Raw genomic sequence first — 19,626 nt, forward strand, 5'->3', positions numbered from 1 at the left:
CTATCTGCTCTATCTGCTCTTCCTCGTCCCTCGCCTCTATTAATCTCGCGATCTACCGTCAGCTTGCTGACGATTCATCCACACAACACTCATCCCGCAAAAACGCCAACACCGCCTCTAGCTGCTCAAACTGCGGGACACAATACAGCACACGGCCTTCGCGACGTTGCGTGATCAAGCCTGCTGACATCAAGCTGGAGAGGTGGTGGGAGAGGGTAGATCCAGGAATGCTGAGATCGTCTTGAACTTCACCGACGGCAATGCCGTTATGCCCTGCGCGTACTAAGCGTCTAAAAATGGTTAATCGGGTTGGATGTCCCAGTTCTTTCAATGCTTTTGCTACCGCGTCCAGTTCCATAAAACCTGCCTCCGAAAAATTATATTTCGATAATACCAGAAATATCTTGATCTCGTCGCCTGATAAAACTATATTTCGATTATTCCAGAAATATAGTTTAACGAGAAACGATATGAATACAGACGTTATTACCAACACTTTAGGCATGTTTGCATTCCTTGCCGTGGAAATTACCATCCTATTCTTAGCGATCAGCTACTTGGTGGGCGTGCTGCAGATGTACATTCCGCCAGCGCGAATTCGCAATATCTTGAGTAGTAAGAACGGTAAAGGCTATTTCATGGCTGCGTTCTTGGGCGCAATCACGCCGTTTTGCTCGTGCTCAACCATTCCTTTTCTCAAAGGGCTGATTCGCGCACAGGCTGGTTTTGGCACCATGATGGTGTTCTTGCTGGCAAGCCCTCTATTGAATCCGATGATCATTGGCTTATTTGCGGTGACATTTGGGCTTGAAGTAACGGTGTACTATTTTGCCTCCGCGTTAACCGTGTCGGTTGTGGGTGGCTACATGCTAGAGAAGCTTGGCTTTGAAAAATACGTGAAAGAAGAAGCGTACGTTGAACCTGAAACAAGCAATACTGGCTGCGGTACATCATGCTCTGGCGATGCGAAGCCTGTAAACAAGTGGCTGAAAATTTGGCAGGGTGTTTGGAAAGATTTTAAAAAGGCGTTGCCGTACATCTTGGTCGGTGTGGCTATTGGTTCCCTGATTTATGGCGCGATCCCAACCGATTGGATTGCATCATTTGCGGGCAATGACAATCCTTTTGCTATTCCCTTCGCGGCGATTGTGGGTATCCCACTCTACATTCGCGCTGAAGCTGTCATCTTGTTGAGTGCACCGCTAGCGGCAAAAGGCATGAGCATGGGCGCCATCATGGCGCTGGTGATAGGCAGCGCAGGTGCGAGTCTAACCGAGGTAATTTTGCTGAAGTCTCTGTTCCGTAACCAAATGATCATGGCGTTCCTGACCGTGGTGCTTGGCATGGCCGTGCTGACAGGTTACAGCTATGGCGTGTTCTTCTAAACAGCGATAGCCTGTAAAAGCCTCAGAAAAACTAAAGCCAGAGATGTTCGACATCGCTGGCTTTTTTCGTTTCATCAATCGAACGGGAATTCCTCAGGGGATGATGCGCGGCTCGGACGTGCCTTGCGGCGTTCCTTTTTCGCACGTTGTTGAGGACGGTCGTCGAATTCGTCGTTGAGCTTCGAATTAAACTTTTCTTTTTTGTTAGTGTCGTTTTTCAGCCACTGTTCCCACTTGGCCATTTTATTTACCTTGTTCCTGTTCGAGTTACTTTTCACTGTGCCCGTCTGTCATGAAAGACATTATTTGACAGGCTAAGTCCTTGTCTAAAATAACGTAGCGTACCTGTGTGACGCTATGATGAAATTACAATGTCAGTACAGTGACACCGAATTCAAGCCAAGCATAGATCTGGACGACAGAATAAATAAAACGAAAAAATTCATTGGCGTTGATTAAAAATTTTTATGGTCATAAGCAGAATCACATCTTCACTCGGTCTTTATTGCTTGTGTAAAGATTTGAACGATAAGAACGTGACGGCCATCAGTGTCAGGTTAGTAGAAATGGGGGCTGTAGCCATTTTCGTCCAAGGTTTACATTGTGTGTCTTAAAACGTGGTTGATGGATAGATAAGCAGAGTTTGTTGAGAATTACGCCATATATTGATGTTTTTCACATTGTTACAAAGGCTTACTCTCAAACATATCGACCAAATTAATTTTCTCAGCTACCTTACGGATCAAATTCATGAACTATCTAACGATAAAGACTCGACAGCACTTTTAATCGTGACTATAAAGCAAGTTGTGAATTAAATTTCTTTATCGTTAGGTCAACAATATTTTGCTTTACACCTTTTAGGTTTAATGAAGAATATTGCGCAAATTTACTAAGGAGCTAAATAATGTTTAGTGGTCAAAGGTTTTTTGATGACAAGCATTTTCCAAAAGGTTTTGCCCGATCTGGTTATTTTACCATCAAAGATGCGCAACTTTTGGAAACCTGTGGCCGTACTATGAAGGCGTTGTTCGAAGGTACGATGGTTCCACAAGACGAAGAACAGCAGAAATTTGTCGATGAAGTAAACGGTCGTCGCGCTGCTGAGTCTCAGTATTCAATTTGTTGGTTAAAATATCTAAAAGAGATCAACCACAAGCACGTGGTTTACAATCTTTGCTCAACCTCTCGCGGCGGTGCTGCAGAAGATTATTCAGAAGCAGAAGCGGACGAATAAGGTTCATTTGAGCGTAAAAAAAGCGAGCTTAGGGCTCGCTTTTTTATTTTGTCATCAAAACAAATTTGCCGTTTTAGGCCAATAAATGCGCCAAGGTATAAGGGTGACGAGTTAGGCCAAGTGCCTGTGCAGGTGTGATCCCCTCGCTGTTTTGATTACATAAATTGTTCCACGCTCGGAAAATATCCAGCAGCGGCAGCAAGCCACCTGGGCGCAAACGGCGTCGAGGTTCGTCAATCAGTGAACGAAAGTGCTGATGGAAACGCGCTTGGTATTGATAAACAACCTGTGTGCTCGCATCTTGAAGCCACGCTTCTTCACTCCCCGTTTCACGCCCAAGATGGCAAATCGCCTTCGCAGCGGTACCTTCCTGTGTAAACGCCCAACGATCACGCCACCAACTGAGCAGCATAATATCGATGTTACTGGCTGCAGAACCCTCAACCCAATGTGCATTTTGCTCAACGTAAATAGGGTGACATGTCTGCGCCATGAGCCTTTCTTTGAAGATACTCATCATGGCAGAACGCATCAGTGGCTCTTGCGGCAAGTATAAGGTGAAGGAATCCCACGATGCCAACAGCTCTTTTAAGCGAAGATATTGCGCATACGCTGTGTATTGCGGGCGAATGAGGCAACCCTTCGATGGATAGTCCACGCGAATAGGACGCGTGTAGGGGTCTTCCACATTGCTTCGTGACAAGACTTCTTTGTATTTGTCGTTCACCTGCGTCAGCAAATCGCTGCTCTTTTGAAGGTGTATCTCACCGTTCGGATGAAATGCATCCGGCATCAAGCGTGACGACGCATCAAACACATCTGCCAGGTGGTCAGGTTTCTCTTCTGCCGCCGAGTAATTAATGTTTTGCAGCAGAATGTAACCGTGTTCGGCATCGCCTGTCGTTAACCACATAACGCCATTGTCACTCTTCGGTTGTAGTGGCATCAGTGATGAAGCGAGCGGTGTGTTGGTCGCCATTTGCAGAAAACGCGCATCCACACTGGCGAGTTTGTTACGACAGCGCGCGGCAATCTGATCCAAGTGGTCGTAAAACGTTTTTGGATTAATGGCCAATTTACGGCAGATCTCTCTGACGGCATACCCGGTAAACAATAAACCCAGTAGTTTTTGCTGGACGTCGATTTTCGGGTTCGCATTAGACCACTTATCAACAAAGGTTGATTGGCAATGCTTACAGCGGTAACGCTGGCGTTCACCACTGTAACCAAACGCATGATAGTGCTCTCTGTGCGTTAACACAGGGAGACCATGCGCAGGGCAGCCTTCTGTACTGCACGCCGCGAGATTACCTGAATCCTGCGCTTTGAGGCGCAAATACTCATCCATGACTGCGTGATTGTTTAGGAGAGGAGGAAAAGCGCCACACTCTCGGCATACCAAACTAGGGCGAGATGGATCGGTATCTTGAAGAAGGTAAAACTTCTTATCACTCAATCCAAAGTTTCGACACGCCAATGTTTTACAAAAGTTGAGTTGTAATCCATCTGCCGCGGGCGGTAGCTTCCCTGTAGACACCAGTCCTCCTCGAGTTTTCTGTCGTCGTAAAAAATAGATAGCTGAGAAAAGCCCAGCATAAACATACGTCCCGAAGGACAAATGTCGTATTAAGAGAAGAATCGCTCAGCGATGGTTTGATAAGCCATACCACCAAGATAGATACCAACGATCCCCATGATGCCTGAAATAACAGGCGGTGCAGGCAATGGCAGTTTGACTGCACTGAACAAAAATCCAACAATCGCGCCCGCCGCTATGGCTAATAACACTTCACTCATGGGTACCCTCTTTTTTGTACGTTGCATTTGCAGATGCAGGTTGTCGTTACGGCTTTGTGTTTTATTGATGACGATACCGTTAACGTTTCGGTGTCCAGTGTATGGAAGCAACAAACATGATCAGCAGATCCCGATCACAATAAACGGGATATTATTGTGGTTTTCCGCTGTGTGTAACCAATTCTGTTGAAAGCGTGGTGTGACGCAGTGGGTCATATTCGCTTGCGAAGAGAAGCAAGACGGTGAGTGAAAAACGACAAAACAACAGATTGATCCTAGCCGACAAAGGAGGTGCGTGAGAAAAACTGGCGTAAAAACGTTGAGTTAGACAGCGTCTGGAGATTTGTGCAAACCATTACATCATCATTTTCGCTTTAAAGAATGAAACCAGATGCACTAAGATGCAGTCTGAACCATCCAAATCTAGGCGAATGTGTATGAAAAAGGTAATTGCTTCTGTTGCTATTGTATTGGCGCTTTCTGGTTGTGAAGAAGCGAACAAGGCGATTGACCAAGCGCAAGAGGCTGCGAACAGCGCTGTTGATAGTATTCAAGACAAAGTCGATTCCGTTGATTTCAGCGAACTGAACGTGGACGCTTTCGGTGGCGCAGCGGAATCTGCACAAGAATTTGCGGCATCAGTCGAAGAAGCGCTGAATGCCGATTTGACGAATGCAGCCGTGTTTGAGGATATGCAAGACAAGGTGGCGAATTCCTATGCTTGCTTGGTGGATGCAACCTCAGAAAGCACAGCGGAAAAACTGCTGAACCAATTCATGTCTGCGATAGGCAATGAAGACAACCGTTCTTTGATTGAAAAGGGCGTAGAGAAAGCGAAAGCCGCGCAAGAGTGCGTGATGTAGTTTCTCTTCCCAATAAAAATTGAGAGTACATGACGATTATCGTTTCTTGTTTCTCACACAAAAAGGGGAAGCACATGCTTCCCCTTCATTTATGTCTTATTCAGTTTTAGCATCAGACGAACACGCAGAACTTAACGCTGTTCCCACGCTTCCGCCCAGTAAAGGCTATCACCCGGCGCGTATGATGCGTTCGCACACCAGCTGGTGTAAGGCCATGGCTTACACTCGTAAATGTTGCCATCCACGCCTGTCACCCTGTCGCCCGCAGCGTAGGCAGTGCCAGACACATAGTTAGGGTATTCACCGCCAGGAGGCGGCGTAATCGCCTCATCTTTCACGGTAAATGCCGCGTTTTGCTTCACTGTGGTGCCGCTTTCGGTTTTACCAACAACAGACACGGCATATTGACCTGCGTCCACATTGCTCAACATCAGAGAAACAGCCAACTTACCGTCAACGGACACTTGGGTTTCACCGCCAGACACAATCGACGCACCTGATACTTTGATCTCAACTGTCATCGCCTGGTTACTTTCAAGAGAAAGATCGAGCGTGATACTGCCATTGTTTGCCGTGTAAGTACTTTTCACGCCTGACAATTTCAATGTTGCCGCGGGTGTGCCTGTGTCACCACAATCGCTGTCACCTGTTTCGCGCCAAACACCCCATTCGCCCGTGGTGCCCGGTTCTTCACCGCGCGTCCACCAACCGGCTTGCCAGTTTGTACCTGCGTGACTCACGATGTCGTCCGTATTGTAAACCGCAGAGGCATCCCACGCGTTGACACAGGTGCTGCCATCGGTCACGGCAATGACACGGTCAACGGTCACGGTTTGTAATGCGCCATCAGTGACACTGTAACTAATGGTGTGTTTGCCGATCACATTGGTATCAATGCTTCCTTCCACGGCCACTTTATCGGTTAGGTCGCCATCTTCTGCGTCGGTGGCTTTTACGCCTGCCATGGCATCGAATTCAGCGCCCAATGTCAGGGTCAGTTTTTCTACGCCCGAGAAAACAGGTTTCTGGCTATACACTTCCACTGTACGTGTCGCTTTGGTTTCGTTACCGTCTTCATCGGTCACACTGTAAACCAGTACGTATTGGCCTAGGCGTGAGGTATCAACGCTGCCGTCAATCACGATGCTAAAGGTCAGGTCGCCGTCTTCTTTATCGAGTGCTTTTACGCCCGCCATTGCATCGAATTCGTCACCGTGGCGCACACGTGCATCATTAACGCCGCTGAATACAGGCTTGCCTTCGACAGGGGGCGGCGGTGTTTGGCCGTGAATGAATGGGCCGTAATCTTTGATGAATTGTTCGTTGTATTGGTTGCCTGCTGCGTCGGTGCCCATGTCCCAGTTTACTGACCATGTCATGACACCACGAAGTGGCTGACCTTGGTTACTCAACTGACCAAACGCCGCATACAGCTTGGCAGGATCTTTCACAAAACCGGTTGCCGCTGCATCGTTGCTGGAAGGAATACCGAATACCAGTTTGTCGTGCGGGATCTTGTGGAAGCCGCGCGTACCGTTGATCAACGAATCAGAGATGTAGTAGATGAATTCTTGTTTTAGCGCATCATTGTTCTGTGCAATCCAGCCCACACCATCGATCCAAATGCCGTCGCCGCCTTGGTTGTAAAACTGTGGGTTGATCCAATCGTAGTAACCTTCCAGCGCTGTAATATAAGGGACGTATTTACCGCCTTCAGTCAGATAAGGGAACTCTGGCGCCATGGTGATCAGGAAGTTTTTACCTTGCGCTGCGTAATGGTCTTTCACCATACGCAGTGCCGCTGGGATAACGGTCTGGTTGTCAGCCGCGGTGACAGCCGCTTGTTCTAGGTCGATGTCTAAACCGTCGAAACCGTACAGGTCGGTAAGACGAATGATTTCGTCCGCGAATGCTTGCTCGTCGCCTGTTTTCAATTCAACGTGTGCGTCTGCACCACCCAGTGCAAGCAACACAGAACGACCTTGACGGTTTAGCTCTGCGATTTCATTAATGAAATCTTGCTCAGACAAGCCAATCATAGGGTCAAGACGGAAGGTGGGAATGCGGCCTTCTGCGGTGTCGAACACCTTCATGAAAGACACGTCGACCACGTTATACATTGGGTTCACTTCTTCTAACGTCACGCACGGTGCGTTACCGCCTTTGTAACCAGCACCGTCGCACCAGTTGTGCCAGTAACCCACAACAACGCCACCTTCAGGGTTCACCATGTCGCTGCCATTTACCGCAGACACAGAAGCGTGAGAAGAGAAGCTCGCTAAGCCCAGAAAGAGCGCAGCACAAATTGCATTCGGCTTGAATGTCATGGCCGTTAGATTCCTTTAAAAGAAGAGACAGGTAAGTTCGTCAGTAAGTTACTTCGTGTTTTTTAAAGACATAAGCGAAACCTATGTCTGCTTTTTTTACATGGAAGTACGATCACGCCTTGTCCATAAAACTGGAAAGGGTATACAAAATTCTTCAATGTAACTCACTGAAATTTGGCGCGAATTGTAGGGTCGAGATACGGGTGAAATATCAGGGGAATGACGAAAATACGTCAGCGGAATGTCAGGAGTCTCAGTGTTGAACAATAAAAACGCAGGCATATAGTGAGTTTTAAGACAACCCTGCCGATGCTTTTGTATATCGATGAAAAAGGGCGGGGAGTGATGGAAAAATGACGCGTTAAATGGGCGTACTGAGACTTGGAATACGTGTCACGTTTTAATGCATGTACGAAGAGCCGTGCGGTTTCGGGGGAGTAAATATGCTTCAGAAGGCGATAAGACGGCAATTTAAGTAAGCGGATTATGACAATCCAAGGTGAACGTTTTTATGATTCTCTGAGCTTATTTTGGGTATCACCATGATTTCGCAATGGTGATACGACGAAAGTTAGTTTTGATGACAGACAATGTCGAGTAGTTAGGTGAGCAACATTGTGTGATGAGAATAGGATGTTTAAACGATGAAATATAAATTCGCGACAATGTGTTGTGGCTTGCTCTTGTTACTTTCAGGGTGCGCGGTGAACTATACAACGCCTGCTGGAGGCGCAGATATCGGTGCGTTGACTGATGATGATATTGCAACACTCATGACGTTAGAGCCGGCCAGTGCGTTTCCCGCACGATTAGCGATTGTACGTATTCAGGCTTCCGGTTATTCCTCAAGAACGAATGACAGCTATGGGTCGGGTAACTTCAGTGTCGTCACAGTTCGAGATATTGAAGATGAAGACGACATCAAGCATCTTCAGACGTTGCCAATGGTCGCAGGTATCGCACCATTAAATAGGGTGCTCATTCAATCAAACCTTCAATCAATTAAAGACCTTCGCCTTTCAGCCGCGCGTTTAAAAGCTGACATGCTGCTCATCTATTCTGTCAACACGGCCTTTCATGTAGAAAGCACGTCACTTGGACCGTTATCCGTGATCACGCTGGGAACGCTGCCAAATCATCAAGCGTATGTTTCTGCTACGACGTCTGGTGCGCTTATTGATGTTCGCACGGGATATGTTTATGGCGCCTCAGAAGCCACTGAGCGGGAACAGCAGCGATCGAACGTATGGAGTACACAAGACGCCATTGATGCTGCAAGAATTCGAGCGGAAAGCGCCAGTTTTAAGGCATTTATCAAAGACTTTGAAATTATGTGGGACAGTGTTGTACAACAATACGGTGGTCAATAGACAGGCCACTTCGTCCTGACAAAATCAAACTGATCGTGTTGGGGTTGGGCACACAAATGCTTGAGACTTACGCATAAGCTGAACCTCAGGTAGGTGAACTCGGATAGATATGCTCGATAGGTGCGAATGAGTTAGCCTTGATGGCTAACTCATGAACGTCATTTTCTAGGCCTCGGTCTCTTCATGCGTTTGTACCGGTTTTATCTTCCAGTTTTATATTAGAGCGAGTGCCCAACTAATTTGTCGCTTGGGAACTGTTCCTTAAAGGGCTGTTTTTCCAATCAATGGGCTTTAACATTCACTTTATGGCCGTATACTGGCGGGCGACGGGATCAAATTCAAAGCAGGGAAATGCGAATGAGCAATTTTGAAGTTTTATTGGACTTTGTAAAAGAGAACAAGAAAATAGTGATTCCTATATTATTGATTGTTCTTACGGTCGCGGGATTGTATGCGTATCGCTTACCGGATTTCATCTACGGATGGAAAGTGCAGTACGACTTAAAGAAAGAAACGGAAGTGCGGTTATTAACGGGACAGTGTGTCGTTAATGTCAGTAAGAGCGAAGATCAGGCGCCTGATTGGATCCATTGTGAGCGGTTATTCGGCACCACAGCGAGTGAGGGCGGTGTAGATTTACCTGAGTAATGTAAGCGTGAAAAACAACTGGGGCACGCTTTAAGAAAAGTACCCATGTATCAGTTTCATGGGTATGTGTATTTATTCTCACCATCACTCAATCGTTTCAAAGTGGAATTTGTAATCGCGAACACCGTCGATTTGAACCCCTTTCTCTCTCAGCTCAAGGTACTGCTTGAGCTTCACGGTTCTGAAATCCATCGCCTTGAGCGCAAGGATGATCCTCAATTCGTCCATTGAACGTGATTTCGCCTCAGAGCTACACGTACCGCAGACAACGTGTGTTTTTTGCTTAAACCCCACCTTATCCAGCCAGTGCAGTTCTTTGGGCTCTTTACGTGTGCCACAGAAGTAGCATTGATTATCTTGCTTCAATGCGGCTTGTTCCCTTAGCGCTTTAGGGCTTGGCGGTGTGTTTGCTGGGGTTGCGTTGGTCTTTTTGCTACCACCAAACTTAGAGAACTGGACGACATTAGACATTGGGATTGCTCTTACTCATGAAGGTATATGGCATGTCACGGAACATGATTATTACGTACCTTTATATCCTATTTTCTGAGTACTGAATGAGTCAAATTAATCTAAGCATGCTTGTTCCGGAACGATGCGAATGCGTTACCCAACGGGCAATTGCATCGGCACTAAATCGGGTGATACCAGAAGCGCGGCTTCCGTGGCGGCTTGAACGTCTTCAATAGAAAATTCAGGGGCAAGCTCAGTGAGTACTATGCCGCGTTCGTTGATTTCAAACACGCCCATTTCTGTCACGATCAGGTTGACCTGATTTGCGGCGGTGAGTGGCAGGGAGCAATGCTTCAACAGCTTGGGCTGGCCTTTCACGGAATGCTCCATGGCAACGATCACTTTCTTTGCACCCACGACCAAATCCATTGCGCCGCCCATGCCCGGCACCATTTTCCCCGGAATGATCCAGTTGGCGAGGTTGCCGTGCTCATCGACCTGTAGTGCGCCCAATACCGTGGCATCGACATGGCCGCCGCGAATGATGGCGAAAGAGTCGGCGCTGTTGAAGTAACACGCCCCGTTTACGGCAGTAATGTGTTGGCCGCCTGCATTCACCAGATCGGCGTCCATGGTGTTTTCACACGCCAATTGATCAATGCCCAGCAGGCCGTTTTCCCCTTGCAGTAACAACTCGACTTCTTTGTCGACATGATTGGCAACCAGTGTGGGTAAGCCAATACCGAGGTTCACCACATCGCCATCTTTCATCTCGCGGGCAACACGCCATGCGATGCGGTGACGGACGGTGTCTTTATCTAATTGCGCTGTCATTGCATGTCCTCCACCTGAATGTGATCGACATTGATTTGATCGACAAAGATATGATCGACAAAGATGCTTGGGGTATGAACCGCTTCAGGTGCAATGTCGCCAAGCTCAACGAGTTGTTCAGGTTCGACAATGACGATTTCTGCCGCGGTCGCCATCAGTGGATTAAAATTCTGGGTGGTTTTGCTGTAAAACACGTTGCCACGACGATCGACTTTTGAACCCCTGATCAAAGCCAGATCGGCTTTTAGCGGTGTTTCGAGTAAAAATGGTTGCCCATCGACGTCTATCACGCGTTTGTTTTCCGCGACGATGGTGCCGAGCCCTGTTGGCGTGAGTACGCCGCCTAACCCTGCACCTGCAGAGCGAATGCGCTCCGCGAGCGAGCCTTGAGGAACCAGCTCAACCTCCAGCGTCCCTTCGTTCATTTGCTTTCCCGTTTCAGGGTTCGTCCCAATGTGAGAGGCATACAGCTTTTTCACCCGCTTATCAGCAATCAAACGGCTTGAACCACGACCGGGAGAACCTGTGTCAGTGGTGATCAGCGTAATGTCTTTGATGTCTTTTTGAATCAAGAGATCGATCAGGCGCTCTGGTGCGCCTGTCGCCATAAATCCCCCGATCATGATGGTCATACCGTCATGCAAGAGGTGTTCAATCTGTTGGGCGGTCGCTGCTTTTTTCATGGTGTCCATTCCCTTAGCAACGTTTCAGAATGAGTGCCGTACCCATGCCGCCACCAATGCACAACGACGCCAAACCGTAATCTTGCTGCGTGCGTTGCAGTTGGTAAACCAGCGTGGTGACAATACGGTTGCCAGACGCGCCAATAGGGTGACCGAGGGCAATCGCGCCACCGCTCAGGTTGCTGCGCGCCAACAGCCAGTCTTGTTCGATCTGATGTTCTTCGGCGACTTCTTTGATCACACCAAGCGCTTGTGCCGCAAACGCTTCATTCAGTTCGAATACCTTGATGTGTTCGATGGCCATTCTGGCTTTTGTTAAGGTATTGGCGATGGCTGAAACAGGCCCAAGTCCCATCACTTCTGGCGCAATGGCACCTTGTCCGTATTCCACCAACTCAGCCAAGGGGGTGAGGTTGTGACGTTTCACCGCGCTTTCTGATGCCAGCAAAATGGCGGATGCACCATCGTTAATGCCAGACGCGTTGCCCGCCGTCACGCTCCCTTGTTTGTCGAAGGCTGGGCGCAGCGCTTGAAGCCCTTCAAAGGTGGCGTTTGCTTTGGGGTATTCATCGTCTTTGACGTCAAACTGGCGTTTTCGCTCAGTCACCGTGATTGGCGCAATTTCCGCCTCGAAGTGACCGTTCTCAATGGCGTTCACTGCTTTCTGTTGGCTCTGCAAGGCGAACTGGTCTTGCGCTTCGCGGCTGATATTGCACTGGGAGGCAATGTTCTCTGCGGTGACACCCATGTGATAGTGATGGAAAGCATCGGTTAAGCCGTCTTTAATGATGCTGTCTTCTTGCATCTGTTGGCCCATACGAACGCCGCGGCGAATTTGCCCTGAGGTGATAAACGGCGCGTTGGACATGCTTTCCATGCCGCAAGTGAGAACAATTTGTGCATCGCCAGCACGAATGTGACTCGCACCGTCCATGATGACTTTCATGCCGCTGCCGCAAATCATGTTCAGTGTGTAGGCGGGCACCGTATCTGGAACACCCGCATTGATGGCAGCTTGACGGCCTGGCCCCATACCCGCACCGCCGGTCAGCACATTGCCCACAATCACTTCGTCGATAAGATCCGGCGTGATGTCTACCTGTTCAAGTGCGGCCTTCATCGCATGTGCGCCAAGCTCAACGCCTGACAATGACGCGAGAGACCCGTTAAAGCTGCCGATTGGTGTGCGCTTTGCCGCCACAATATAGATACGTTCCATGTCACCCGTGCTCCCATGTTTGCGATTGGTTATTTGCTAACTGCTTTCTAGCTTACGGAAGGGGAGCGAGTGACGATATAGACAGAAATTCAAAGTGGCTTTGCAAAAATGCAAAGCAGGGGGAGTGAGGTGTGTGAAGCCCTATTAGCAAGGCGTCAACAAGATTTGGTCAGAAAGGGTCAGCAAGGATTATTCAGTAAGAAATCCTTAAATTTACTGGCGACAGGTGAGGCCACCGAAGCGGGATGGTAGTAAAGATTCAAACTCCAAGTACTGGTCGTGAAGTCCTGCAGCAAAGGAATAAGCGCACCGTTTTCAACCGCATCTTGGGTGACGAATTGGGGAAGATAAGCAATCCCCGCACCTTGGGAGACGCCGCGCAATAAGAGGTCGCTGTCATTCACTTCAATGGTTTTCGGCACTTTCAGTACGATGTTTTCAACGCCTTTTTGGAAGATCCATTCGTTACTGCCCGTGAGTGTGGTCGCGACCAAACAAGCGTGATTCTGCAAATCTTCCGGTTGGGTGGGTAGCCCTTGTTTTTCTGTGTAGTGCGGCGCAGCCACCACCACAAACGGAGAAGCCAACAGTTCCCGTTTGACCAAGAGTAAGTCTTTTTCTCGGTAGCCCTGAAAGCGGGCGTTGGCACTGATCATTAAATCGCTGGTGCTGGCATGGTCAAGTGCCCAAGGCGTGACGTTGATGTTGAACGTCACTTTCGGGTTGAGTCGGGTGTACTCGGTGATTTTGTCCATCAAATAGTGGTTGGCATAAACAGGCGTGCAGGCAATGTTGATGTGGCCTTTTTCGTTATCCTGAAACCCCGCCAGCTTCTGAGTGACGCGCTCGGCTTTATCGACGATCGGTGAGAATTCTTCATAGAGAGTCTGACCCGCCTGTGTGGCTTCCAATAGGCGGTTTGAGCGATGGCAAAGCGTGGTGCCGAAATGTTGTTCCAAATCTTGTAGCCAGCGGCTTCCCGCAGAGATGGAGACATTAAACTGACGCGCTGCCGAAGAGATAGACCCTGTGCGGATCACGTAGATAAAGAATGCCATTTTATCGAGCATGAAATCTCTCCGAGGCTGTTTAGGTATATGCGAAATCCCTTTGTAAAAGATTCGGTTAACTTTTGCACGTGCGCAACAAGCAGTTTTCAGATTTGGTCAGTTCTTATCCCACAAATTGCAATTTTTACTTACGACTGTGCCGAGCATTACGAAAGAACAGACCTTGGCAGGTGAGAACAGAGCGTTAGAAAAGAGAACATATATATAGCGGGAACTAATCACATTTGAGCAAGTAATCGCCTCATTTCGACCAAGTTTTTGTTATGCAAAATGCCTGTATAAAATCGCAGTAGAGCGCATATAGTGAAAATTTGTTCATTTTTAGTACGGGACGCCCGGTTTTTTCATTAAGACCACAGTTTATGGGGGTTAATTGTCTGATTTAATGAAACTTTATGGTAAATTCGCACAAGTTGAAGCGGACTAGTCGGGCGTCCCGATTTTGGACTAAAAGGGCAAATTGCCCGCTAATAAGTTGTTATGTGCTGGTGTACCTTACGTATGGTATAAAAATAAAGTAGGTTTAATGAAGAGTCTCACACAGAAGAAACTGTTAATTGTAATAGTTATTTTACTTAGCATTATCGCGTTGCCTGTTGTAATAAAGGCTTATGAGTATGGAGCTAATTTATTATCGAATGTTCTTATTAACACGAAAGATGAGTATTGTTTGAATAAACATCAACCCCATACGGTTAAAGCATTGTCCTTAAACGAATTTGAAATTTTTATAAATAGGGAAATTAAGGAGAGAGGAGATAGTGGTAAGTATAATTTCTTTAAATTTGGGGAGTATAAAAAACTTAGCCAAAAAGATGCAATGAGGTATTTTTATCGAGGTAAAATGGAAGGCTCTCATTATGGTTCAGGGTTATACGATAAAAATCAAAATAAATGTACATATTCAATAAATGGTATGCGTATTAATAGTAATGAGGTAATGCCTTGGTATTATTTTTAATAAATTTGGTTATATAAAAAGCACATAACAAATGCATCAACACGATTTATTACACTCGGCGTTCTGGGTTTGCCTTGGGTTTTGTGATTAGGGCGGTTAATTCAGGTTGGTTTGCATAGTAATAAACGTGTTATTCAAGCGTTAAACGCTCTGTTAATTAAGTAGGTAAAAATAATAATGCAAGCAACAACAGTAGAAGTTTTATCTATGCTTGGAAGCTGGTTTTCAGGCCTTGGTGCGATATTAGCTGTGCTTTATGCTATAAAAGTTAATCAACCTCAAGTTGGCGCAAGAATAAGTGATATCGAATATTATGGTGATTGTGGCTTTACGATTGATATATTTAATAACAAATCAGTTAATGCTCATATTTCGTACATCAGATTAGTAGAGAAAAGGCATTTTAATATTGGTCATGACTTGCCATCTAAATTTAGTCATTATGGTGTATTAGATAATTCAGATAAACGACAGTGTGAGAGAATAAACATAGTCGTTGAACCCGGCGCTCATATGCAATTTAAGTTTTCAGCATCCAAGCTACTAAATGCGTATTGTGAGTTACAAAACATACAACAAGTCACTAGCATGACTCGAATGATAAGGGCTCAAATAGCTATCCATTTAACTAATGGAAATGTTACATATGTAGAACTCCCAAGATCGCAATATCAAAAAATTAAGAATGTATTATTTAAAGCAGCATGTAATGGAATCGATTCTGCAATAGAGTTAGGAAACCGATATTTCCCAAGTGGGTACTCCTTTAAATATATACAGCAACAACAAGCTATTATATTAAATGATTATGAATATGCTTATAAAAGGCAAATGTACTTACAACAACCAAAAGGTATATCTATAGATGACTTTTGGAATAATAAATAAGCATGGTATAAGCGTTTAACAAATGCATCAACACGATTTGCCACACTTGGCATTGTCAGTTTGCCTTTATTTTCAGTGATTAAGGCGTTAAAATTCAGCTAGGTCTGTATAGTGGCAAACGTGTTATGCAGGCGTTATACAAATTAAGAGGGTAGAGGTTTGATTACCGTAGATAAGTTCATGCAGAAAATGCTCGTCATGTTCTCAAGTGAGCGAAAGAAACAAGAAAAATTAGAAAGAGAAATATTTAAATTCTTTGTCATCTTCTCTAGGTTTGAGTTTGCTCTTAAATCTTCTGGTTTTCTAGTTAAAAAGCCAAGTGGAAAGTCGGCTGAACCAAACTGGGATTCATTTGTTAAAAAGTACAAAGAAACTTTCCAAGTCACAGATGAACTAAATAATAGTTTTACCTATCTGACTAATCAAAGTAGTGCCCCAAGTCGTCAAACCTTAGTGGTTTCTGACGAAGGAACAGCTAATGAGGTGCTATCAAGTACTTGGAAAGAACAGAACATCGATGCTAATGCCCCAGAACTCAAGAAAGTTGTAGATTCAATTAAGCTAGTTAGAAACAACCTGTTTCATGGTGGAAAGTATGGCGACAAATCATGGAATGACCCTGATCGAACAAGTTTGCTTATTGAGCATTCGATTAAAGTTATATGGGCGCTCGTTGAACTAAACAGTGATATAGAAGTTTATTTCGAAGATTTTGCATAGATTTGTATAACAATCTGTTTAAGAGTGATTCTGGACCTCCCCCGATTTAGAGTAAAAAGAGGGACACACACCTTAAGAAAACCATAACTTTATCAGTTGCATGCGTTAGTGCTTTCAGGCTCAAAGGTGTGTGACAAAGATGAACGGATGGTTTTATAACGATATGCTTTTCGTATCGATTAGTTGCTATCCATTTTGAATTTCAATGACAAAAGCCCGCGCATCTCTCATCAGTATCGAAGCCACACCTTATTATCACTGCGTTTCCCGTTGTGTTCGTCGGTCATTTCTCTGTGGCTATGATGAGCAAGAGCAACAAAGTTACGAACATCGTCGATCTTGGATTGAAAAGCGCCTGCTCGCGTTAGCCGGCGCGTTTTGTATCGATGTATGTGCGTACGCCATTATGAGTAATCATTATCATGTGGTTTTGCATATCAATGCCGAAAAAGCTAAAACGCTGTCAAATGTTGAAGTCGTTGAGCGTTGGCTCACTTTTCATCATGGGCCAGCGTTAGTTCAGCGATTCATGCAGGAGGATGAACTTTCAGAGGCTGAAACTGAAAGGTGTAATGAGATTATTGAAGAGTGGCGAAAGCGTCTTGTCTCAATCAGTTGGTTCATGCGTTTGATCAATCAGCACATTGCCTCAGAAGCCAATCGAGAGGACGATTGTACCGGACATTTCTGGGAAGGGCGCTTTAGAAGCCAAGCATTACTGGATGAGAAAGCTGTCGCTGCAGCTATGGCTTATGTCGATTTGAACCCTGTGCGCGCAGCAATTGCCGAGACGCCAGAAACATCGGATTATACGAGTGTGAAAGCGCGCATTGAGGCGATAGAAAGTAATCCAGCATCTCCATTAGGCTTGTTTCCTTTTGCTGGAAACCCGCGAGAGAGCATGCCAGCCGGCATTCCTTTTCGATTGATGGATTATCTTGCCTTGGTTGATTGGACTGGAAGGCAAGTGCGGGATGATAAGCATGGTCATATTGACAATGCCTTACCACCACTGCTAGAAAGACTAGGATTTGACGCTAAAAGTTGGCTGGAAACATGCACACGCATTGAGCAAGGCGGCATTGTCGGCACTGAAACTTCAATAAAGGCAGCACTACCTCACTTGCAGCGGAAGCGATTTTCCGGTTTCAGGTTACCAAACCGCTAAAACATACACCCCTCCAGAAACTACGATCCCTCAGGCGCGAGCTTGAGGTTTTTGTTGCGTGTCATTCAGTCAATCTCCGTAAATTATGGTTCTTACTTAGGGACAAGATAGTTTTGCTTGAAAGAATGGACTGTTCGATAGAACAAAAGCGTCGTTCTAGGTGCCAAATTGGGATGGTTCCTAAGCATGTCTGTCCTTGGTTTTCGAAGTTCGACGACAATTGGTGTCAGGGTTATCAATAAAAGAAGCTGAGCTTATCAAGTCCAATCTCATCAAGCGCAGTAAGGAATGTGGTGAGAATAACCTAAATCTCATCAAAGAAAGCAATGTCGATCTATCGTCAGGGTATGTGGCTGGTGTTCAGCGTTTTTGCAAATGTGGCTACAATCGCGCGGTAGAGTTGGTAGAAATCTTTAACTCAATCGAATAAACATAACAATAAATCAAGAGTGATTCACAACGCTTAGCGCCTTCACTTCATGCATGTTAAGTGTTTATGGCACAATGATTTAGGTAAGGTGTCAGCGTTGTTCACACCTTAATTTGGCGTTAGGCTTTTTGGGGGAATGATGAAATTAAGCGAAGTAGTTCGAGTCGAGCTAGCAAAATCTAGTGATGGTATGACCCCTCAAGAAATGAGGTCAATTATTAAGGCTAAATATCCACATCTATATGGCACCGAATCTCATCATAGAAGTGTAGATAAGGGTAGTTACAAAGATCTCGACCATGCAATTCTTGCTCAGATCTATTCTACAACTCGCAGTCTTAATGACGTTTTCGTAGACCGAAACACAAAACCTGTCGTTTTGAGTTTATTATCCGGTCAGGCTGAAGAAAGCGCAGAGTTGGTGTCTATCGAGGAAAATCTGGAAAAGCTAGAAAGCGGTGTTGGCACTTTGTATGTACTGGGAACAAACCTATTTGATAAGCGTGGAAACGAAATCGTAAAAATCGGTATTACGACGGGAAGTGTTGAAACTCGAATATCTCAGCTTTATACAACGGGGGTCCCTTACCGTTATCGAATTCTCAAAGAAGTAGAAACATATAACTATGCTTTGCTTGAGCAGTCTCTTCACAAGCTGCTAGACCCATTTCGGATGAATCGCTCACGTGAGTTTTTCTTAGAAACAGCTTTGCCGTATGTCGAGCAGGTTTTGGATATTCATAATGCAATTTTAGCAAATGAAAATCATGCACTATCAGCACAAGCCTAACAAACGACTATGGCATCAATGATTGATTTTTAGCATTGTTTTCATCCTACATGCAGCCGTCTCTGAGCATAGAATTTAGGATAACAACCCTCTTTCTCACACAGGCAATGATGGCGACTTTTTTGGGCTTTCCTGCGTTGACCAAACGCGTGTAGGTTACCTTGAAAGTAGGGTTACATTGCATCGCGCCCTAAATCAGCCACGGCAATTCTGTCTTCATTGCCTATTGAGATAGTATTTTCCAAAAAAACGCTCATAATCTTGCTTCAAAACACTCAAAGAAAAATGACCTATGACTGATTTTCAATATTACTTTCATCAAGCGCCTTGTTTTAACTGCAAAAATACCACGGTAAGTACTGATCTTGGTTGGTTAACCGCAGCGATGAAAGAGGATGTCGTCGCGCAAATAGCGGCGATTATCGCGCAAGGAAAGGTTGAGCAAGAGTTTTCGGTGAACGTGACGTGTACGAAAGACGAAGCGCGTGAATACCTATTGCTGAACTTCTACGGCTACTCAGAAGAGCAACTTGCGAATCAAGTGAAAGCGGAAGATGAGCAAGAAGTCGCTGATGAAATTGCAGAGCTATTGGCAGAAGGTAGCGACGCCGTTTTTGAACACGAAATCGCACTGCAAAGCTGCACTGACTGCGACATTGATTAAGCGCAAAACCAAGCGCAAAGATGTTCGCCATACGTAACATGAAGCTCTATTTAAGGCGTTATCAGACTCAGGTTTGATAGCGCCTTTTTCGTTTCATTAATTTATTGAACCTATCTGCT

General features: G+C 45.8%; 21 protein-coding genes and 1 pseudogene. 11 read left to right on the plus strand and 11 right to left on the minus strand.

The window, feature by feature from the left end; all coding sequences use genetic code 11:
• Window positions 1-58: 58 nt before the first annotated feature.
• Complete coding sequence (locus BCT27_RS00005; protein ID WP_102315995.1) at window positions 59-358, minus strand: ArsR/SmtB family transcription factor; 300 nt, start codon at window positions 356-358, stop codon at window positions 59-61.
• A gap of 112 nt (window positions 359-470) precedes the next feature.
• Here BCT27_RS00005 and BCT27_RS00010 point away from each other — a divergent pair, with 112 nt between their 5' ends.
• Window positions 471-1,385: a permease gene (locus BCT27_RS00010; protein WP_102394677.1), complete on the plus strand. Its 915-nt coding sequence runs from the start codon at window positions 471-473 to the stop codon at window positions 1,383-1,385.
• Window positions 1,386-1,459: 74 nt separating this feature from the next.
• Here BCT27_RS00010 and BCT27_RS25550 read toward each other — a convergent pair whose 3' ends face one another.
• Window positions 1,460-1,627: a hypothetical protein gene (locus BCT27_RS25550; protein ID WP_198597482.1), complete on the minus strand. Its 168-nt coding sequence runs from the start codon at window positions 1,625-1,627 to the stop codon at window positions 1,460-1,462.
• A 665-nt stretch (window positions 1,628-2,292) separates the two neighbouring features.
• Between BCT27_RS25550 and BCT27_RS00015 the strand changes: the two genes are divergently transcribed.
• A complete protein-coding gene (locus tag BCT27_RS00015) occupies window positions 2,293-2,622 on the plus strand; it encodes a MaoP family protein (RefSeq protein ID WP_017007762.1) in 330 nt (109 codons plus the stop codon).
• Between the two features lie 73 nt (window positions 2,623-2,695).
• Here BCT27_RS00015 and BCT27_RS00020 read toward each other — a convergent pair whose 3' ends face one another.
• Window positions 2,696-4,159, minus strand: a complete 1,464-nt coding sequence (locus BCT27_RS00020) for a lactate dehydrogenase (RefSeq protein ID WP_102394678.1) — start codon at window positions 4,157-4,159, stop codon at window positions 2,696-2,698.
• Window positions 4,160-4,248: 89 nt separating this feature from the next.
• A complete protein-coding gene (locus BCT27_RS00025; RefSeq protein WP_017007760.1) occupies window positions 4,249-4,419 on the minus strand; it encodes a XapX domain-containing protein in 171 nt (56 codons plus the stop codon).
• A 437-nt stretch (window positions 4,420-4,856) separates the two neighbouring features.
• Between BCT27_RS00025 and BCT27_RS00030 the strand changes: the two genes are divergently transcribed.
• Window positions 4,857-5,282: a hypothetical protein gene (locus tag BCT27_RS00030; protein ID WP_102315998.1), complete on the plus strand. Its 426-nt coding sequence runs from the start codon at window positions 4,857-4,859 to the stop codon at window positions 5,280-5,282.
• Window positions 5,283-5,413: 131 nt separating this feature from the next.
• Here the strand turns inward: BCT27_RS00030 and BCT27_RS00035 are convergent, their stop codons facing one another.
• Window positions 5,414-7,609, minus strand: coding sequence for an immunoglobulin-like domain-containing protein (locus BCT27_RS00035; RefSeq protein ID WP_102394679.1), 2,196 nt, complete (start codon window positions 7,607-7,609; stop codon window positions 5,414-5,416).
• A gap of 644 nt (window positions 7,610-8,253) precedes the next feature.
• Here BCT27_RS00035 and BCT27_RS00040 point away from each other — a divergent pair.
• On the plus strand, window positions 8,254-8,979 hold the full coding sequence (locus BCT27_RS00040) for a hypothetical protein (RefSeq protein WP_102390166.1): 726 nt from the start codon (window positions 8,254-8,256) through the stop codon (window positions 8,977-8,979).
• 357 nt (window positions 8,980-9,336) lie between these two features.
• Window positions 9,337-9,627 carry a hypothetical protein gene (locus BCT27_RS00045; RefSeq protein ID WP_102316001.1) on the plus strand — a complete coding sequence of 97 codons (291 nt, stop codon included), beginning with the start codon at window positions 9,337-9,339 and terminating at the stop codon, window positions 9,625-9,627.
• 84 nt (window positions 9,628-9,711) lie between these two features.
• Here BCT27_RS00045 and BCT27_RS00050 read toward each other — a convergent pair whose 3' ends face one another.
• From BCT27_RS00050 to BCT27_RS00070, 5 genes are all read right to left on the minus strand, one after another.
• Window positions 9,712-10,098, minus strand: coding sequence for a hypothetical protein (locus tag BCT27_RS00050; protein ID WP_102394680.1), 387 nt, complete (start codon window positions 10,096-10,098; stop codon window positions 9,712-9,714).
• A gap of 135 nt (window positions 10,099-10,233) precedes the next feature.
• Window positions 10,234-10,914, minus strand: coding sequence for a 3-oxoacid CoA-transferase subunit B (locus BCT27_RS00055; RefSeq protein ID WP_102394681.1), 681 nt, complete (start codon window positions 10,912-10,914; stop codon window positions 10,234-10,236).
• Window positions 10,911-11,597, minus strand: coding sequence for a CoA transferase subunit A (locus tag BCT27_RS00060; protein ID WP_102394682.1), 687 nt, complete (start codon window positions 11,595-11,597; stop codon window positions 10,911-10,913). The genes BCT27_RS00055 and BCT27_RS00060 overlap by 4 nt, the downstream gene beginning before the upstream one ends.
• Window positions 11,598-11,610: 13 nt before the next feature.
• Window positions 11,611-12,816: an acetyl-CoA C-acetyltransferase gene (locus BCT27_RS00065; RefSeq protein WP_102394683.1), complete on the minus strand. Its 1,206-nt coding sequence runs from the start codon at window positions 12,814-12,816 to the stop codon at window positions 11,611-11,613.
• 179 nt (window positions 12,817-12,995) lie between these two features.
• Window positions 12,996-13,886, minus strand: a complete 891-nt coding sequence (locus BCT27_RS00070; RefSeq protein WP_102394684.1) for a LysR family transcriptional regulator — start codon at window positions 13,884-13,886, stop codon at window positions 12,996-12,998.
• Window positions 13,887-14,412: 526 nt separating this feature from the next.
• Between BCT27_RS00070 and BCT27_RS00075 the strand changes: the two genes are divergently transcribed.
• The 5 genes from BCT27_RS00075 to BCT27_RS00100 all read left to right on the plus strand — a co-directional run bounded on the left by BCT27_RS00075 (window position 14,413) and on the right by BCT27_RS00100 (window position 18,843).
• On the plus strand, window positions 14,413-14,847 hold the full coding sequence (locus tag BCT27_RS00075; protein WP_102394685.1) for a hypothetical protein: 435 nt from the start codon (window positions 14,413-14,415) through the stop codon (window positions 14,845-14,847).
• 177 nt (window positions 14,848-15,024) lie between these two features.
• On the plus strand, window positions 15,025-15,735 hold the full coding sequence (locus tag BCT27_RS00080) for a hypothetical protein (RefSeq protein ID WP_102394686.1): 711 nt from the start codon (window positions 15,025-15,027) through the stop codon (window positions 15,733-15,735).
• A gap of 159 nt (window positions 15,736-15,894) precedes the next feature.
• On the plus strand, window positions 15,895-16,455 hold the full coding sequence (locus tag BCT27_RS00085) for a hypothetical protein (protein WP_102394687.1): 561 nt from the start codon (window positions 15,895-15,897) through the stop codon (window positions 16,453-16,455).
• A 205-nt stretch (window positions 16,456-16,660) separates the two neighbouring features.
• Window positions 16,661-17,623 carry a transposase gene (locus BCT27_RS00090; RefSeq protein ID WP_102394688.1) on the plus strand — a complete coding sequence of 321 codons (963 nt, stop codon included), beginning with the start codon at window positions 16,661-16,663 and terminating at the stop codon, window positions 17,621-17,623.
• Window positions 17,624-18,189: 566 nt separating this feature from the next.
• The gene (locus tag BCT27_RS00100) at window positions 18,190-18,843 is read left to right on the plus strand and encodes a GIY-YIG nuclease family protein (protein ID WP_198597483.1); all 654 of its coding nucleotides are present in this window, start codon (window positions 18,190-18,192) and stop codon (window positions 18,841-18,843) included.
• A 46-nt stretch (window positions 18,844-18,889) separates the two neighbouring features.
• Here BCT27_RS00100 and BCT27_RS00105 read toward each other — a convergent pair.
• Window positions 18,890-19,030 (minus strand): annotated as a pseudogene (locus BCT27_RS00105) (IS110 family transposase); the annotation flags it as partial.
• A 105-nt stretch (window positions 19,031-19,135) separates the two neighbouring features.
• Here BCT27_RS00105 and BCT27_RS00110 point away from each other — a divergent pair.
• Window positions 19,136-19,507, plus strand: a complete 372-nt coding sequence (locus BCT27_RS00110) for a hypothetical protein (protein WP_102316015.1) — start codon at window positions 19,136-19,138, stop codon at window positions 19,505-19,507.
• The last annotated feature ends 119 nt before the right edge of the window (window positions 19,508-19,626 follow it).

The organism is Enterovibrio norvegicus (assembly GCF_002876705.1).
GTDB classification, from domain to species: domain Bacteria; phylum Pseudomonadota; class Gammaproteobacteria; order Enterobacterales; family Vibrionaceae; genus Enterovibrio; species Enterovibrio norvegicus_B.

Coding starts and splice junctions, on each gene's coding strand:
- BCT27_RS00005 (WP_102315995.1), bottom strand. CDS start 358: ATGGAACTGGACGCGGTAGCAAAAGCATTGAAAGAACTGGGACATCCA.
- BCT27_RS00010 (WP_102394677.1), top strand. CDS start 471: ATGAATACAGACGTTATTACCAACACTTTAGGCATGTTTGCATTCCTT.
- BCT27_RS25550 (WP_198597482.1), bottom strand. CDS start 1,627: ATGGCCAAGTGGGAACAGTGGCTGAAAAACGACACTAACAAAAAAGAA.
- BCT27_RS00015 (WP_017007762.1), top strand. CDS start 2,293: ATGTTTAGTGGTCAAAGGTTTTTTGATGACAAGCATTTTCCAAAAGGT.
- BCT27_RS00025 (WP_017007760.1), bottom strand. CDS start 4,419: ATGAGTGAAGTGTTATTAGCCATAGCGGCGGGCGCGATTGTTGGATTT.
- BCT27_RS00030 (WP_102315998.1), top strand. CDS start 4,857: ATGAAAAAGGTAATTGCTTCTGTTGCTATTGTATTGGCGCTTTCTGGT.
- BCT27_RS00035 (WP_102394679.1), bottom strand. CDS start 7,609: ATGACATTCAAGCCGAATGCAATTTGTGCTGCGCTCTTTCTGGGCTTA.
- BCT27_RS00040 (WP_102390166.1), top strand. CDS start 8,254: ATGAAATATAAATTCGCGACAATGTGTTGTGGCTTGCTCTTGTTACTT.
- BCT27_RS00045 (WP_102316001.1), top strand. CDS start 9,337: ATGAGCAATTTTGAAGTTTTATTGGACTTTGTAAAAGAGAACAAGAAA.
- BCT27_RS00050 (WP_102394680.1), bottom strand. CDS start 10,098: ATGTCTAATGTCGTCCAGTTCTCTAAGTTTGGTGGTAGCAAAAAGACC.
- BCT27_RS00055 (WP_102394681.1), bottom strand. CDS start 10,914: ATGACAGCGCAATTAGATAAAGACACCGTCCGTCACCGCATCGCATGG.
- BCT27_RS00060 (WP_102394682.1), bottom strand. CDS start 11,597: ATGAAAAAAGCAGCGACCGCCCAACAGATTGAACACCTCTTGCATGAC.
- BCT27_RS00065 (WP_102394683.1), bottom strand. CDS start 12,816: ATGGAACGTATCTATATTGTGGCGGCAAAGCGCACACCAATCGGCAGC.
- BCT27_RS00070 (WP_102394684.1), bottom strand. CDS start 13,886: ATGCTCGATAAAATGGCATTCTTTATCTACGTGATCCGCACAGGGTCT.
- BCT27_RS00075 (WP_102394685.1), top strand. CDS start 14,413: ATGAAGAGTCTCACACAGAAGAAACTGTTAATTGTAATAGTTATTTTA.
- BCT27_RS00080 (WP_102394686.1), top strand. CDS start 15,025: ATGCAAGCAACAACAGTAGAAGTTTTATCTATGCTTGGAAGCTGGTTT.
- BCT27_RS00090 (WP_102394688.1), top strand. CDS start 16,661: ATGACAAAAGCCCGCGCATCTCTCATCAGTATCGAAGCCACACCTTAT.
- BCT27_RS00100 (WP_198597483.1), top strand. CDS start 18,190: ATGATGAAATTAAGCGAAGTAGTTCGAGTCGAGCTAGCAAAATCTAGT.
- BCT27_RS00110 (WP_102316015.1), top strand. CDS start 19,136: ATGACTGATTTTCAATATTACTTTCATCAAGCGCCTTGTTTTAACTGC.